Here is a 15380-nt window from a genome sequence, read left to right on the forward strand (position 1 = left end):
TTGTACTCGTGGCACGATTTTTGCATAACTTGCATAAGTTTAAAAAGGAAGGCGCCGGGAATGGCGGCTTCCTTGTCGCCGTGTTTTTGCTTTGGGCCCTTGCGTTTTTTGCGGGTTGCGAAGAAATCGAAGAAGAAAAGCCGTGGATCCAGGTGGACCGCCCGCAGATGCTCTTCACCGATACCACCTTGCTCGACAGTTACAACGGCAATGTGCTTTCGTGGAAATTAAAGACGGCCTACCTGGAACGCTGGGCCGACAAGGAGATTGTGTTTGTCCGCCCGATTTTCGTGGACATCTATGACTCTTTGGGAGAACGAGCCGCATTCATGCGCGCTGATTCTGGCCGGTTCGACATGAAGTTTACCTACGTGAACGCCTATGGCCACGTGTACGCCCTGACCCCGAAGGGAGCTTCGGTCCGTGCGGATTCGCTTATTTGGAATAAGGCAGATAACCTTGTGCGCACGGAGAGCTACGTGCGCGTGGTTTCCGAAGACGGCGACGTGTTGCAGGGCAAGGGTTTCGAAAGTGATGCGAGGATGGACAACTGGAAAATCCTTGCGAACGTGACGGCCATTTTCCAGGATGCGGCAAACCGCCTGAAAGAAGAAGACCAGAAAGAGGCCAAGGAACATGCGTTGGATTCCCTGAAGGCCGATTCCGTGCAGAAGGCCAATGCGTCGAATGCAACGAATGCACCGCAAAATCCGGCGCCGGCTCCCCAGGCGGGGCAGCCCGCGCCTGCACCTGCGAACCCAGGCGCCGCGGCTCCTGCTGGCCAGCAGGCTCCGGCACAGGCATCTTCTGCGACTTCGACATCTCCGGCTCCTCCGGCCTCCTCCGCCGCGCTTGACACCTCTACCGGCCCGCGCGAGATGAACCCGGAGGCCGATGCGGAATTGCTCAAACAGTCCCGCAGATCTCTCATGCACCACATGCGCCCGAAACCGGCAAAGGATTCTGCTGCACCTGCTCCTGGTCCCGCTCCGGCACCTGCGCCTGCGAAAAAAGATTCTTCCGGGAGCGCCAAGAAATGATGCGCCTTGCCGTTCTCCTTTTGCTGCTTGCATCGACTGCGTTTTCGTCGTCGCCGCTTATCATGAAGCATGCGGATAATCTGAATGTCGCGCGTACTCGAGGCATCTTGAATTTGCAGGGGAGCGTTTTCTTTGTCCACGACAGTATTGAATTCCGTACGGAGTATGCCACGTGGAACAAGGACGCCGAGATGGTGACTTGCAACGGGGGCTTCTTGTTCACGCACCCCTCCGGCTATATCCAAGCGCAGGAGGGCATTTACCAAAAGAAGAACAGCATGGCCACGGCCCGTGGCGACGTGAATGCGGGCGACTCTGCGCACACGTATGCTTTCAAAGGCGAGTACCTGATTTACGACCGCGAGCAAGAAATCCTCACCATGCCCGACCGCCCGAAACTTTTCCAGTTCGAGACGCACAAAGACAGTACGGTCGATACGGTGACCATCGAGGCGCGTCGCATCATCTTCAACAAGAAGGAATCTTTTGCCGAGGCTTACAAAGACGTAAAACTCACGCAGAAGGATATGATTGTCACTTGTGACACAGGTTATTTTGACCGCAAGAACAATTGGCTTTCGCTGACGGGCCACCCGACTTGCGACATGAAGAACTACCACCTCACGGGCGATTCCATTTTCATGGTTCTCGATTCGACGGGTAAACAGCTCCAGTCGGCCCTGGTTATCCGCAATGCGCACGGTGTGCAACAAGAAGAAGACAAGCGTGGCGCTCCAGGGCATGTGACTGAGGCTTTTGGCGATACGCTTTATGCCGAGTTCAACGATGGCAAGATAGAGCGTTTGTATGTAAACTTGAATGCGCGTGGATTTTTCTACGAAAACGATTTGAAGGAATACCGCAATTTGATGGATGGCGACCGCCTAGACCTTTTCTTTAAGAAGGGCAAGATGGACAGGGCCGTTGTGTCGGGCAAGGCGCAGAGCACCTACTTTTTTGTGAAGAAGGACCGCACTGTGGCGGGCAAGAACGAGGCTACGGGCGACACAATCCATTTGCTTTTCGATGCGCAGAAAAATGCCGTGAAGTCGCTCAGGCTCTTGGGTGGCGGCACCATGGCAAGCGGGCGTTATGTGGATATGGAAAAGACGGCTCGCCAGAAAAAGGCGGCTGAACTTGATTCCATAAGCAAGATTGCGAATGATAGGATTGCAAAGGCTGCTGCGAAAAACGATTCAACTGCGAAAGTCGTGGCACCTGCTCCTACAGGGAAGACGGATGCGTCTAAGGGGAAGGCTGTAACACCTACGGGAAAGACGGTCGCACCGGCTCCGAAGTCTAAAAACGGGCCTGCTCCGGCTCCGAAACAGCCTACATCGAAGAATGGGACAACGCCTGCACCCGCTCCCAAAAAGCAACCCGCAAGCACGGAGGGTAAACCATGAAGAACCTAGTGAGTACCATACGCACCGACAAACTGCGCAAGATTTACGGCGGACGCCAGGTGGTGAGCGACGTGTCTATCAGCGTGTCGCAGGGTGAAATTGTCGGGTTGCTCGGGCCGAATGGTGCCGGGAAGACGACTACGTTCTACATGATTGTGGGTATGGTCCGCCCCGATGCTGGCCACATCTTTTTGGACGACGTGGAAATGACGGACAAGCCCATGTACAAGCGCGCTCGCCTCGGGCTCGGCTACTTGCCGCAGGAAGCTTCCATTTTCCGCAAGCTCTCTGTGGAAAACAATATCATGGCTATCCTCGAGACGCAAGACATGAAGCGTCGCGAACGCAAGCGCCGTTTGGAAGAACTCCTTGAGGAATTTAAGATTACGCATATCCGCAAGACAAAGTCGATGAGCTGCTCGGGTGGTGAACGCCGCCGCCTGGAGATTGCGCGCGCCTTGGCAAGCGATCCCTCGTTCCTTTTGCTCGACGAACCGTTCGCAGGCATCGACCCCATCGCCGTGGCCGACATCCAGTCCATTATCTCTGGGCTCAAGGACAAGGGCATGGGCATTTTGATTACCGACCATAACGTGCGCGAGACGCTCTCGATTACGGACCGCGCCTACATTATGTACAAGAGCCAGGTGCTGACGGAAGGTTCGTCGGAACATCTCGCAAACGACGCCGAAGCAAGGCGCATTTACCTGGGCGACAGTTTCCGCCTGGACTAGGAGATTTTAGATGGACGTTACGATGCAGCTTGGACAAAGCCAACGGCTGGAGCAGACGCTCTCGCCGCAGTTGCTGCAGTCCGTGACCATCCTGCAGAAGAACTCGCTGGAACTTGAGACCGCCATCAAGGAGGAGGTCGAGGCGAATCCACTTCTGGAATTGGACGACGGCGGCGACGACATTTCGTACGAGGACTATGCCGCCGAGGCAGAGAACAGGGATTCCCATGGCGACGATGAGGCCAACTCGGGCGAGTCCATTGACCCGCGTGAATACGAACGCGGCGACCTGGACGACAGCGCTGCGGTGGACCGCGGTATGCTTGACGGTGCGACGAATGCCGAACTGGATTGGGGTTCCTACCTGAACGACGGCTACTCCGACACCGACGCTCCTTTCAAAGATTTGAACGCCGGGCCAGCAGATCCGGACGACGAGTGGGACCGCCCTGTGAAGGACGTGGACCTGAGCCTGCAAGACAAGCTCAAGAACCAGCTGCGCGAATGGAACGGGACGCACGAGTTGCAGCAGCAGTTACGCGAGGCCGGTTGCGACGATGCGCATTTCCGTAGCTTGGTGGAGTACCTTATCAATTCATTGGATGAGAACGGCTTTGTTCAGGGGCTCAAGGCGGGCGCGGCCATTGCGAGAGCAATGGCGAGCGATGCCTTCGTCGTCGAGATTGAGTCGGTGTTGTCCCACGAAAAAGAACTGGACGAGGCATCGCTCCCTGTCCGCGAGGCTTTCCACGTCTTGCAGTCGTTCCAGCCTCGCGGCATTGGCGCCCGCGATTTGCGAGAATGTTTCCTCATTCAGGCTTATGCTATCCCGGATTTCCCCGAACTTGCTATCCGCATTCTCGAGACGCATTTCGACGACCTGAACGCGCTGCGCTATGCAAAGATTGCCAAGGATCTGGGCGTGTCGACCGACTCCATCCAGCAGGCTGTAGGCAACCTTGCCCGACTGACCCCGCACCCCGGTCTCCAGATTTCTAACGCCCCTTCCATGTCGATTTCGCCGGACATGCGCGTGTACGAGAAACGCGGCCATTTCGAGGTCGAGGTCTTCAAGTCCAGGAGCCAGAAGTCCCTGCGCATAAACAAGATGTACCTTGAAATGTTGCAGAACAAGAGCTTGCCCAAGGCTGACCGCGATTTTATTGCGGACAAGCTCCGCCGTGCGAAGGAGTTCATGACGGCTGTAGACAACCGCCATTCTACCATGGAACTGGTCATGCGTGCCATCGTCAAGCGCCAGAAGGATTTCTTCGAGAAGGGCCCGGCCGCGCTCAAACCCATGATTTTGCAAGAAATCGCCGACGACGTGGGCCGCGACGTGAGCACCGTGAACCGCGTGACAAACGGCAAGTACGTGGAAACGCCATTCGGTGTGCGCGAACTGAAGGATTTCTTCACTTCTGGCGTCAAGCAAGGGGAATCCTCCGATGCCGCCGTGGTCGGTTCGGCCCAGATTTTGGACACCATCAAGGCGCTCGTGGCCGCCGAAGACAAGAAAAAGCCCCTCTCGGACCAGGCCATTGCCGATAAACTTTTGGAGCAGGGGATCAAGGTCGCCCGCCGCACGGTGGCCAAATACAGGGAGGAAGAGCTCAAAATTTTGCCCGCCCGATTGCGGAAAATGGTCTAATTTGGGCATTATTCCCGTTTGGATGGTAATTTTGTAGCAAAAATGTGCGAAAAGGTTGTTTTTTTTGCCAAAAAAGATGTATATACTCTTAATGCGGAATGGAAAGTACCCTTCTGCTCTAAAACTCACGGAGGTTTTACTATGGATATCAATTTTTCTGCTCGTCATTTTAATGCATCTGCCGGTCTCCAGGATCGTATTCAGGAAGAAATGGATAAACTCGCTCGTTTTTACCCGAACATCACTAGCGCCTCCGTCATCCTAGACCACGAAGTGGAACATCTGCGTCATTGCGAAATTTCCATCAACATTACTGGTTCCGTGGTTGTGGCGTCTGCCGATGAAGAAAACATGGGCAAGGCAGTGGATGTGGCTCTTGAACGCGCCAAGATCCAGCTGAAGAAGGCCAACGACAAGCAGAACGACCACCGCGCACAGCCGCTTTCCGATTTGGCATAGTTCGTGGCGGACAATAAACTGAAAGATCTCAAGATCCTGCACCGGGAGAAGCTCTCGGTGCGGGACTTTTTTTGCCATTACGGCAAGGACCTGCAGATGGTGCAGTGTTCTCCAGAAGAGGACCTGGACTCCTTCATTGCCGAGAGTGGTATTCACCGCCCGGGGCTTGCCATGGCAGGCTATACGGCAGTGTACAGTTCGCAGCAGATTCAGGTGGTGGGCCATACAGAATGGAACTATCTGGAATCGATTGGCCCCGAGGCCCGCAAAAAGATTTTTGACAATCTTTCGGTCTTTCACGCCCCGATGTGGGTGGTGACGCACGACCAGACCCCGCACAAGGAGCTCCGCGAGATGTGCCTCAAGTTGCACATACCGCTGTTTTTCACGACGCTCCACACTTACGAATTTAACAAGCTCTCCCAGCGCATCCTGGAAGAATACTTTGCCCCGCACGCCATTATCCACGGGAGCTTGGTCGACGTTTACGGCATAGGTATGCTCTACGTGGGCGACAGCAACGTGGGCAAGTCCGAATGCGTCTTGGACCTTGTCGAAAGCGGCCACCGCATGGTCGCCGACGATGTCGTGCATATCAGCCATGTAGGTAACTGCATCGTGGGCCGCCCCGACCCGCTGATCCGGCACCACATGGAAATTCGCGGCGTGGGAATTCTGGACATCCGCTCGATGTTCGGTATCCATGCTATCCGCAAGGTGAAAAAGATTGAGGTCATCGTGGAACTCCAGCCGTGGCGGCAAGACGTGAGCTACGACCGCACGGGCCTGAACGAACAGCAGGAATCGATCATGGGCGTCTCTATCCCGAAGGTTATCATTCCTGTGGCGCCGGGCAAGAACTTGACCGTGATATCCGAAGTTATCGCGATGAATGCTTTGATGAAGATGAACGGCCAGAACGTGGCCCAAGAATTCAACGAGACCCTGATGCAGAAAATCAAGGCGAAGGCGAAGGGTGAATACTCCGACGACCTCTTGCAAGTTGATCCGCAGCATTGGTCTCCGTACGAATAAAGATGAATAACGTTGTTTACAAGATAAGGCAAAATATCATCCCGTTCTGTATCGCGGTGGTGCTGCTTACAGGCATTTGCGGCGCATGGTTTTTCTATCATCCGTCCAGCCCGTATCACGAGCGCATGGTGTTTGTCGTGAGCTTCGACAAGATTGGTACGCTCAAACCGGGTAACCGGGTTGCGGTCCGTGGTATTGGTTGCGGGCAGGTACTCAGCGTGAAATTGACCGACGATGCGGTTTACGTGACGGCAGAGGTGCTTGCCAGCACGAAGATTCCCAAGAACTCGCAGTTCAGGCTCATTACCGCAGGGCTCATGGGCGAACGCGAACTCAACGTGCTTTCGGGTGATGGCAAGGAATACATTGCTGACGGCGATACCGTGAAGGGCATGTACGAAGAAGGTGCCGCAGGCATTACCCGGAGCCTTCGCGAGATTCTTGCAGGTATCCGCGAAATTCGACAGGAACTCGAAGCGACGGACAGTACCGTGATTCGCCCGATGGACGAGCAGGTGATGCGCGTGGGGCGGAAGGCGACACGGCTTGTGTCTACCGTGACGGTCCGCATCAAGAGGTGGAAATCTGAACTGGATACGCTTCTGAGCGATTGCAGTACGCTCCTGGCCAATGTGGATTCCGAACTGGATGTCGTGGTGGAAAGGGGTGGAGAGGCCGCCGAGAGGGCAAAAGAGATCCTTCCTCGGGTCAAGGACCTCATCGAGAAGACGAAGTCTCTCCAGACTTATGCAGACACCCTTGTGAAGAAGATGGGAGCCGATGACAACTCAATTGGGCTGATTTTGGCCGAAAAAGGCCGGTTATCGGAGGAACTGGACCGGACCGCGGCAGATATCGATGCCTTAATCGAGGACCTGAAAAAGCAGGGCTTGAAATTGAATGTGGATATTTTTTAACATTGGGTGTTGCTTTTTGTAAACAAAAAGGATAGATTACAACGACAACGGGCACCCCTGGTGCAATACGTCTAAATTACTCTACTAGAAGGAGTTCATATTATGGCCGAAAAGAAACCCGCAAGAATGAGCGATGCCGATCTCAAGTTTTTTGAGGAGATGCTGTTGGAAAAGCGCCGCCAGTTGGTGACTGCCCAGAGCGAGTCCGAAAAGGCCAACGTGTTCCAGGGGCAAAAAGCCCAAGCCGGTGACGGCGCCGATTCTGACAGTGCCGATTCCGCCACGGATTACAATTCCCTCGAAACGAACTTCTCGCTTGCTGCCCGCGAAGGCAAATACCTCGTGTACCTCGAAGAGGCGCTCACGCGCATCCGTAAGGGCACCTTCGGCGTGTGCAAGGTTTGCCAGGAACTCATCCCGAAGGCCCGCCTTATCGCCGTCCCGACGGCAACCAAGTGCGTGAACTGCAAGGAAGAGACCAAGAAGAAGGAACAGGAAAACAACCGCATCGAGATGGCGAAGCTCTTTGCCGAAGAGCAGCGCAAAGAAATGATGCGCAAGAACGCTGGCCGCTAGTTTTCTTGACGCTTCTGAAAACGGCGCTCTTAGACAAAGCCGTTCATTTGGATTTTACGAAAAAAGGACTGCATTGCTGCAGTCCTTTTTAAGTTCTGGATTGTTTCGGGGCTATTCGCCCCTCGCAATGACGCGCTGAGACGGCGCTTCGGCCCTTCGACAAGCTCAGGGACCTTACTCAGCGACCTTCAGGGACCTTAGATCTCTTCGATGCTTGCATGGTACTCCTGCAAGCTCTTCACAGCACCATGGCCGTTGCGGGCGGCGGCGATGCCCTTCACGGTGTTGTAGGCACCGGCGAGGGTCGTGATGTAAGGAACCTTGTACTTGATGGCGGCCTTGCGGATAGCGCTTTCGTCCTTGATGGCGTCGCGCTTTGCCCACGGCGTGTTGATGATGAGGTTCACCTGCTTGTTCAGGATGATATCGAGAACGTTCGGGCGACCTTCAGCAATCTTGTTCACCACTTCGCACTTGACACCGGCGGCTTCGTAGAACCTGGCGGTACCTTCGGTAGCGTAAATCTTGAAGCCGAGCTTCTGGAATTCCTTGCCGATTTCGATGGCCTGTTCAGACAAGTTAACCTTATCGGAGAGGCTAATCAGCACGGCACCTTCGTTCGGGAGGAAGGAACCTGCGGCTTCCTGGCTCTTGTAGTAGGCCAGGGCATAGTCGTCGGAGAGGCCGAGCACTTCGCCGGTGGAGCGCATTTCGGGGCCGAGAACCGGGTCCACCTTCGGGAACTTGTCGAACGGGAACACAGCTTCCTTGGCGCCGTGGTGGTTGAACTTCTTGTCCTTGAGCTTGAGGTCTTCGAGCTTGGCACCGAGCATCAGGCGGGTCGCGAGGCGGGCCATCTGCGTGTTACAAACCTTGGAGACCAGAGGCACCGTGCGGGATGCGCGCGGGTTCGCTTCGAGCACGAACACCTTGCCGTCTTCGATAGCGTACTGCATGTTCATGAGGCCGCACACGTGGAGGGCTTCAGCGATCTTGCGCGTGTAATCCTTGATGGTGGCGAGGTTTTCCTTAGTGATGGTCACCGGCGGGATAATGCAGGCGGAGTCACCGGAGTGGACACCGGCAAGTTCCACGTGTTCCATCACGGACGGGATGTAAACGTGTTCGCCGTCGGAGAGGGCGTCGGCTTCGCATTCCAAAGCGTTGTGGAGGAAGCGGTCGATGAGGAGCGGACGGTCCGGGGTCACGCCCACAGCCTTCGCCACGTATTCGCGGAGCATGTTTTCGTCGTAGATGACTTCCATGCCGCGGCCGCCAAGCACGAAGCTCGGGCGGATCATCACCGGGTAGCCACCGATCTGCTTGACGCAAGCGAGGGCTTCGTCGATGTTCGTGGCCATGCCGCTTTCCGGCATCGGAATGCCGAGCTGGTCCATCATCTTGCGGAACAAGTCACGGTCTTCGGCGATATCGATGGAGTCGATGCTCGTACCGAGAATCTTCACGCCTTCGTCGGAGAGGGCGCGGGCGATGTTCAGCGGAGTCTGGCCACCGAACTGCACGATGACGCCAGCCGGCTTTTCCTTGTGGTAAATCTGGAGAACGTCTTCGAGGCTGACCGGTTCGAAGTACAGCTTGTCGGAAGTATCGTAGTCGGTAGAAACCGTTTCGGGGTTGCAGTTCACCATGATGGTTTCGTAACCCATTTCGCGGAGAGCCATTGCAGCGTGGCAGCAGCAGTAGTCAAATTCGATACCCTGACCGATTCTGTTCGGGCCACCGCCGAGGATCATGATCTTCTTGGCGTTGTCTGTAGCGGTCGATTCGTCCTTGCAGTTGTAGGTGCTGTAGTAGTAGAACTGGTTTTCCACACCGCTCACCGGCACGGCACACCAGCCTTCGACCACGCCGAGTTCGGTGCGCTTCTTGCGCACGTCCTTTTCGCGGATGCCGAGGATCTTGGCGATGTACTTGTCGCTGAAGCCGTCCTTCTTGGCCTTGATGAGGAGTTCGTCAGCAGGCAGGCGACCCGGAGTCTTGAGCATTTCTTCTTCGAGTTCCACGAGTTCGCGCATCTGCTGCACGAAGTAGGCCTTTTCGTAGGTGGCGGCGAAGATTTCTTCGTCGGTAGCACCCTTACGGATGGCTTCGTACATCTGGAAGTGGCGTTCAGAAGAAGCGGTCTTCATCATTTCAAGGAGTTCTTCCTTGCTCTTCTTGTTGAAGTCCTTCGCAAAGCCGAGGCCGGAGCGACCGTTTTCGAGACCGCGGATAGCCTTCTGGAGGGTTTCCTTGTAGGTCTTGCCGATAGCCATGACTTCGCCCACGGCCTTCATCTGGGTGCCGAGGCAGTCATCGACGCCGCGGAACTTTTCGAATGCCCAGCGAGCGAACTTGAGCACCACGTAGTCACCGCTCGGGGTGTACTTTTCGAGGGAGCCGTCGCGCCAGTACGGAATCTGATCGAGGGTGAGGCCTGCGGCGAGCTTTGCAGAAATGAGAGCAATCGGGAAGCCGGTAGCCTTGGAAGCAAGAGCGGAGGAGCGAGAGGTACGCGGGTTGATTTCGATGATCACCACGCGGCCCGTCTTCGGGTCGTGAGCGAACTGAACGTTCGTACCGCCGATCACGCCGATGGATTCCACAATCTTGAAGGCGTCGCGCTTGAGGCGTTCTTCGAGGGCCTTGTCGATGGTGAGGAACGGGGCTGCGCAGAAGGAGTCACCGGTATGCACGCCCACCGGGTCAATGTTTTCGATGAAGCAGATGGCGATCATCTGGTTCTTGGAGTCGCGGACCACTTCGACTTCGAGTTCTTCCCAACCGAGGATGGATTCTTCGATGAGGCACTGGTGCGTCATCGAGAGTTCAAGACCGTTGGAGCAAATGGTGCGGAGTTCTTCCACGTTGTAGCAGAAACCGCCGCCTGCACCACCCATGGTGTATGCCGGGCGAACGACAACCGGGTAACCGATTTCGGCCACGATCTTTTCGGCTTCTTCCACGGAGTGGCAAATGCCGGAGCGCGGAGTCTCGATACCGAGCTTCTGCATGGTTTCCTTGAAGACTTCACGGTCTTCGCCGCGTTCGATAGCGTCGAGGTTCACACCGATGACCTTCACGCCGTACTTGTCCAAGACGCCGGCCTTGTTGAGGGCGCAAGCGAGGTTCAAGCCGGTCTGGCCGCCCAAGTTCGGGAGGAGGGCCTGCGGGCGTTCCTTCTCGATAATCTGGGTCAAGCGGGCGACGTTCAGCGGTTCGATGTAAGTGGCATCGGCCATGACCGGGTCGGTCATGATGGTAGCCGGGTTGGAGTTCACGAGCACGATCTTGTAACCCTGTTCGCGCAGGGCCTTACAAGCCTGGGTGCCGGAATAGTCGAATTCGCAAGCCTGACCGATCACGATCGGGCCGGAACCAATGATAAGGACTTTGTCGATGCCTTCAATCTTCATTTTAGTATTCTCCGTTTGACTAATTATTAAATCCTAATGATGTTCCCTTCGGCAAGCTCAGGGAACTTAATGGGTAAAAAAAATGCTGAACTAAAAAGTCCAGCAAAATCAAAAAAAATAGAACCCTTGAAAAAACCGACTGCCGTTGCGCAGTGGATTGCGCAAATTGCATTGGGCTTCGACATTGCAAGAATTCTTTTCATTTTTTGTCTAAATCACTCAAGGCTTAAACTTGCGCAAATATAGAATAAAGAGCAAGGTTCTGCAATGTTTTTTTTAACTATTCCCCTAGTATCCCTCTTCTTCGTCCTCATCCTCATCATCTTCGTCGTCATCGTCATAATTCAGGCATTCCTCGTCCTGGTCGTCGCAATCGTCGCTAACGGAATCGCTGCCGCCACAGGCGGAAAGGGTGAAAATACTGAGTAGTGCCAAGAAAATGAATTTTTTTAGCATAGTCATCGTCCCTTGCAATTGGTTTAACTCTAATTATTATAGAAAAAAAGTAAATAGGATAATTGTATATAAAATAAAAAGGGACCACCTATGGAGGTAGTCCCCTTAAAAACCTTGTCTACAACAAGATTACTTCTTAGCCTTGCTCTTGGCAGCGTCGGCCTTGAGAGCAGTACCGGCCTTGAAGCCGACGGTCTTGGAAGCCTTGATCTTGATGGTAGCGCCAGTCTGCGGGTTGCGGCCGGTACGGGCAGCGCGAACCTTGACAGAGAAGGTGCCGAAGCCGATCAGCTGGACGTTGCCGTCCTTCTTGATGCCAGCGGCGATACCGTCGAGCACAGCGTCGACAGCGCGGCCAGCAGCAGCCTTGGATTCTAAACCAGCGTCCTTGTTGGCGAGGATGGCTTCAATGAGATCTTGTTTGTTCATTTTCAACTCCTTGAGTTAGGTTTTAAGAAAAGTATGGTGATATTATACCTTTTTTTTTTCGTACCGAGTAATTTTTTTGAAAAAAAATATCGCCTGAGCCCTTTTAAATCAAGCCTCGGGGTGAGGTCCGGCCGCTTCGGCATGCATCGCTTCGGACTTTTTTTGCACCTTGCGAATGAACACGAGACATAGGCAAGTGAAGGGCACTGCAACAAGTAACCCTAAGAAACCCAACAACTTACCCCATATTGAAAGAGACAGCAAAATGCCCACAGGAGGCAGGTTCATCGACTTTCCGACAATGTGCGGAACCAAGAAAAGGTCTTGAATTATCTGCACGACAAGATAAATGAAAAGGACGATTATCGCGACTTCCCAAAGGGGCATTCCCGAATCCAACGAGTACACGACCGACAAAACGAGTGCCAGCGGGATGCTTGTCAACTGCAAATACGGGACCATGTTCAATGCGCCGGAGAACAAGCCGAACACAATACCCATGGGGAGCCCCATGATGCTGAAGCCTATAGAATAAAGTATTCCGACAGATAAAGCGACGATAGACTGTGCACGGAAATAGTTGCCCATGAAGCGGTCCACTTCGTGGGCCATTTCAAAAGCGTCGGCTTGATAACGTTTGGGAATAAGGCTTGCCACGCCGCTGCGGAGCTTGGGCATGTCTACCATAATGAAGATAAGGTAAAGGAACATCAAGGCGCCGGTTGACAAACCGAAAATAATTGTCACTGTTTTCGAAACGACGCCCCAGGCGCCCGGGAGAATTTTCGAGGCTAAATTTCCGACGCTTTCCCAGGAATCAAAACTTTGGAGGGCGGCGCCGATTTTTTCCCAACCGACAGATTCCCGGATGAAATCCCAAATGTCTGTCGGAATATACGATGCCATCCGTTCGGACCAGGCGGAATCATTGAACATTCTCACGAGCAATGAGCCCAGGTATTGGACTTCGTTGACGACTTTCGGTACAAAAATGAGCATGCAGCCCGTCAGGATGAGTCCACCGCCAAATATGACCACCAAAACGGCGGCAATTCGGTGCTTCATCTTGACTTGGAGTTTGTTTACCAGCGGGTCGACAATATAGGCGAGCAAAAAGGCTGCAAAAAACGGGAAAAGCACGTTTCTCAAATAATATGCAGTCCCCACAATTACCACAAAAACGGCAGCAAACATCATGAGCCGCATAATGCGGTCAACAGTCCAAATTCTAGGCATTCTCCCTCCTGTATGCCGAAGATTTCTTTTTCTTGTGTGATCCTTCGCGATCGGCCAAAATTTGCGAAGCCAGGAATGCGACGATGACAAAAGCTAGCACAATGTACATGGCATTTATGAATCCATGATTTTGCCCGTACATGTGGATAGAATAAATTTCGAATTCGTCGGGAATCCCGCGCAGGGCCCCTTCGCCGTTAGAAATTTCGAAAAGTAGCGCCCGGTTCCAGTACGTAAAGCCGTCGTCGTGGTCGAGGCCGTTCATCACGAGCCAACGTTCAGGGACAGCAAAAGAAGACAGCGGAATTTTTACCTCGCTCGCTTTTGAATCGACGGGCATCGTGGCCAAAAGGGGGCGATAACTCAGGTATTCTCCTTCGCGTGAATATTCCGGGTCGTCTGTCAAGATGCGCAGAGTGAGCGACTTCATGCGGCCGGCCGATGCCGTGACTGCAATCGTGTCGAATTTTGAAAAATCAAAACGGGATGTTGCAGGGCGATGGTCCACAGACATCAGGTTCACACCTACGCCTGCATAGGGGTACGCCATTCCCGAACGGATATTTACCTTCGCCGAAATCGTGTCGCCATGCAACGAGATGTCGGATGTGGAATAGCCGCCGGAGGCTGCATCGGTCAATGCGTAGGCCTCATAGGCGAGTTTCGGGAAAAAGGTGAGAGAATTGTCCTTGAACGTGCAGAACAAGGCCGCCCACGCACCCAAAAGCACGACAAACGCGGCAACCGAGATGATTCTAATCTTCCTTGTCTTCATTCTTCTTATGGTGGCGGAAGCCCACCGCGACAATGGTTATACCCAAGAAGGCGAAAAGTACCGCGCCGAACCAGAAATTGCTGAGACCCTTGGCGGAAACTCCATGAAATACGATGGAGAATGTCTTGCCGCGCGGTTGGTTCCAGCCTGGAGCGATTTCCACGCGAGCCATGGATTCCTGGTGCCTCTTGTTCAGTTCCTTGTCTACATGGGCGTCTTCGTACCAGAAATCCGGCGTGTAGAACTGTTCCATCGGGACGACGATGCGTTCGCGCCCTCCGGATACTTTCACCTCTTTCATCAGCAGGCGGAAGGTTTTCGGTTTTTTCACGTCGGTCACGTCGGGGTCGTATGCCCAGAGCTTCACGAGAATCTCGTCTGTGCCGGAGGTTTCTACGTCGAAAATGAGCGAATCGACAAAAATCCAATTCCGGTATTTTTCAAGTGTGTCCGGATCAAAATTCCAAAGCATGCCACACCAGGCTGCAACTGTCGTATCGGTCCCCAGCGTACATTCGAACTTCATGGAGGAATCCCCCATTTGGAGCGAGGCATTCGAAAAACCGCCATCGGCCCTGTCGTCGTAATTCGTGACGAACATGCCCTCCTCCAGCGGATAAACGCTCTCGACAAAGAACGAGTCAGGTATCTGCGAATAGATGACTAAAACGATAACGGCAATAACACCAAGGATGGTATACGTCTTTCTCATTTTTCAGAAGGTTCCAAAATGGGCTTGAAGAACATGTTGTATTGAATAAGGTCCAAAGGGTCTACTTCGGGCTGTTCTTCGCCCATTCCCTTTGAAATGAGTTTGTCAAGCAGACGGATAAAAAAGAAATGGTGCTTCCCTTGTTTTGCGGTCGCCTGGAACGGGTGCTCCAAAGTGTGTTCCAGCAACCGGACGGTGAGCTCGGGTGTCAGGTGGAACGTCTGGCAGCATTGCGTCACCAGTCCGTCGTAACCATAGTCGGGCAACTTGCCCTGGACAAGAGGTTCCCCATGGTCGATGCACTTGGCGGATTCAGGTGTGGCTTGGAGTTGTTTCGCCTTGAGAGCCTTGAGCCATAGTTCACGGGTCTTGTCGCTGAGCTCGCCACGGAAAGACGTGGTCTGGCTACACGGGAAGAACGTGGAAAAACACTTCGGGCAAAGTCTCAAATCCAAAGTGTGGATTTTGATGTCCACTACGTCTGCATCGCAAAAAGGGCATTTACTCATATAATAAAAATATAATAAATCCGCCATTT

16 protein-coding genes are annotated in these 15380 nt (G+C 53.8%); 9 read left to right on the forward strand and 7 right to left on the reverse strand.

The window, feature by feature from the left end; all coding sequences use genetic code 11:
- Window positions 1–29 precede the first annotated feature (29 nt).
- The 8 genes from lptC (at window position 30) to Q0Y46_RS02470 (ending at window position 7818) form a co-directional block, all read left to right on the forward strand.
- Window positions 30–1040, forward strand: a complete 1011-nt coding sequence (lptC, locus tag Q0Y46_RS02435) for an LPS export ABC transporter periplasmic protein LptC (protein WP_297944480.1) — start codon at window positions 30–32, stop codon at window positions 1038–1040.
- Window positions 1037–2446 carry a hypothetical protein gene (locus Q0Y46_RS02440; protein ID WP_297944483.1) on the forward strand — a complete coding sequence of 470 codons (1410 nt, stop codon included), beginning with the start codon at window positions 1037–1039 and terminating at the stop codon, window positions 2444–2446. The genes lptC and Q0Y46_RS02440 overlap by 4 nt, the downstream gene beginning before the upstream one ends.
- Window positions 2443–3180 (forward strand): LPS export ABC transporter ATP-binding protein, encoded by a 738-nt coding sequence (gene lptB, locus Q0Y46_RS02445; protein WP_173843511.1) that lies wholly within the window; start codon window positions 2443–2445, stop codon window positions 3178–3180. Before Q0Y46_RS02440 ends, lptB begins: the two co-directional genes overlap by 4 nt.
- 10 nt (window positions 3181–3190) lie before the next feature.
- Window positions 3191–4831 carry an RNA polymerase factor sigma-54 gene (gene rpoN / locus Q0Y46_RS02450; RefSeq protein ID WP_297944487.1) on the forward strand — a complete coding sequence of 547 codons (1641 nt, stop codon included), beginning with the start codon at window positions 3191–3193 and terminating at the stop codon, window positions 4829–4831.
- A 141-nt stretch (window positions 4832–4972) separates the two neighbouring features.
- Window positions 4973–5290, forward strand: a complete 318-nt coding sequence (gene raiA, locus Q0Y46_RS02455) for a ribosome-associated translation inhibitor RaiA (protein WP_173843509.1) — start codon at window positions 4973–4975, stop codon at window positions 5288–5290.
- Window positions 5291–5293: 3 nt separating this feature from the next.
- Window positions 5294–6325 (forward strand): HPr(Ser) kinase/phosphatase, encoded by a 1032-nt coding sequence (gene hprK / locus Q0Y46_RS02460; RefSeq protein WP_173843508.1) that lies wholly within the window; start codon window positions 5294–5296, stop codon window positions 6323–6325.
- A 2-nt stretch (window positions 6326–6327) separates the two neighbouring features.
- On the forward strand, window positions 6328–7242 hold the full coding sequence (locus Q0Y46_RS02465; RefSeq protein ID WP_295683304.1) for an MlaD family protein: 915 nt from the start codon (window positions 6328–6330) through the stop codon (window positions 7240–7242).
- A 102-nt stretch (window positions 7243–7344) separates the two neighbouring features.
- On the forward strand, window positions 7345–7818 hold the full coding sequence (locus Q0Y46_RS02470; RefSeq protein WP_173843506.1) for a TraR/DksA C4-type zinc finger protein: 474 nt from the start codon (window positions 7345–7347) through the stop codon (window positions 7816–7818).
- Window positions 7819–8015: 197 nt separating this feature from the next.
- Here Q0Y46_RS02470 and carB read toward each other — a convergent pair whose 3' ends face one another.
- Entirely contained in the window at window positions 8016–11234 is a 3219-nt protein-coding gene (gene carB, locus Q0Y46_RS02475) for a carbamoyl-phosphate synthase large subunit (RefSeq protein WP_297944493.1), read from the reverse strand.
- 36 nt (window positions 11235–11270) lie between these two features.
- Here carB and Q0Y46_RS02480 point away from each other — a divergent pair, with 36 nt between their 5' ends.
- Window positions 11271–11480, forward strand: a complete 210-nt coding sequence (locus Q0Y46_RS02480; protein WP_295684585.1) for a hypothetical protein — start codon at window positions 11271–11273, stop codon at window positions 11478–11480.
- A 42-nt stretch (window positions 11481–11522) separates the two neighbouring features.
- On the opposite strand, the gene Q0Y46_RS02485 is transcribed toward Q0Y46_RS02480, so the two are convergent.
- The 6 genes from Q0Y46_RS02485 to Q0Y46_RS02510 form a co-directional block, all read right to left on the reverse strand.
- Window positions 11523–11690 carry a hypothetical protein gene (locus Q0Y46_RS02485; RefSeq protein ID WP_295684588.1) on the reverse strand — a complete coding sequence of 56 codons (168 nt, stop codon included), beginning with the start codon at window positions 11688–11690 and terminating at the stop codon, window positions 11523–11525.
- Window positions 11691–11819: 129 nt separating this feature from the next.
- The gene (locus Q0Y46_RS02490; RefSeq protein WP_290960217.1) at window positions 11820–12119 is read right to left on the reverse strand and encodes an HU family DNA-binding protein; all 300 of its coding nucleotides are present in this window, start codon (window positions 12117–12119) and stop codon (window positions 11820–11822) included.
- 108 nt (window positions 12120–12227) lie between these two features.
- Window positions 12228–13355, reverse strand: coding sequence for an AI-2E family transporter (locus tag Q0Y46_RS02495; protein ID WP_295684592.1), 1128 nt, complete (start codon window positions 13353–13355; stop codon window positions 12228–12230).
- Window positions 13348–14130, reverse strand: coding sequence for a CIA30 family protein (locus Q0Y46_RS02500; protein WP_297944499.1), 783 nt, complete (start codon window positions 14128–14130; stop codon window positions 13348–13350). Before Q0Y46_RS02500 ends, Q0Y46_RS02495 begins: the two co-directional genes overlap by 8 nt.
- Window positions 14111–14842 (reverse strand): hypothetical protein, encoded by a 732-nt coding sequence (locus Q0Y46_RS02505; RefSeq protein WP_295684599.1) that lies wholly within the window; start codon window positions 14840–14842, stop codon window positions 14111–14113. The genes Q0Y46_RS02500 and Q0Y46_RS02505 overlap by 20 nt, the downstream gene beginning before the upstream one ends.
- On the reverse strand, window positions 14839–15351 hold the full coding sequence (locus Q0Y46_RS02510) for a hypothetical protein (RefSeq protein ID WP_295684602.1): 513 nt from the start codon (window positions 15349–15351) through the stop codon (window positions 14839–14841). Before Q0Y46_RS02510 ends, Q0Y46_RS02505 begins: the two co-directional genes overlap by 4 nt.
- Window positions 15352–15380 lie beyond the last annotated feature (29 nt).

Origin of the sequence: uncultured Fibrobacter sp. (assembly GCF_947305105.1) — a bacterium.
Taxonomy (GTDB): Bacteria; Fibrobacterota; Fibrobacteria; order Fibrobacterales; family Fibrobacteraceae; genus Fibrobacter.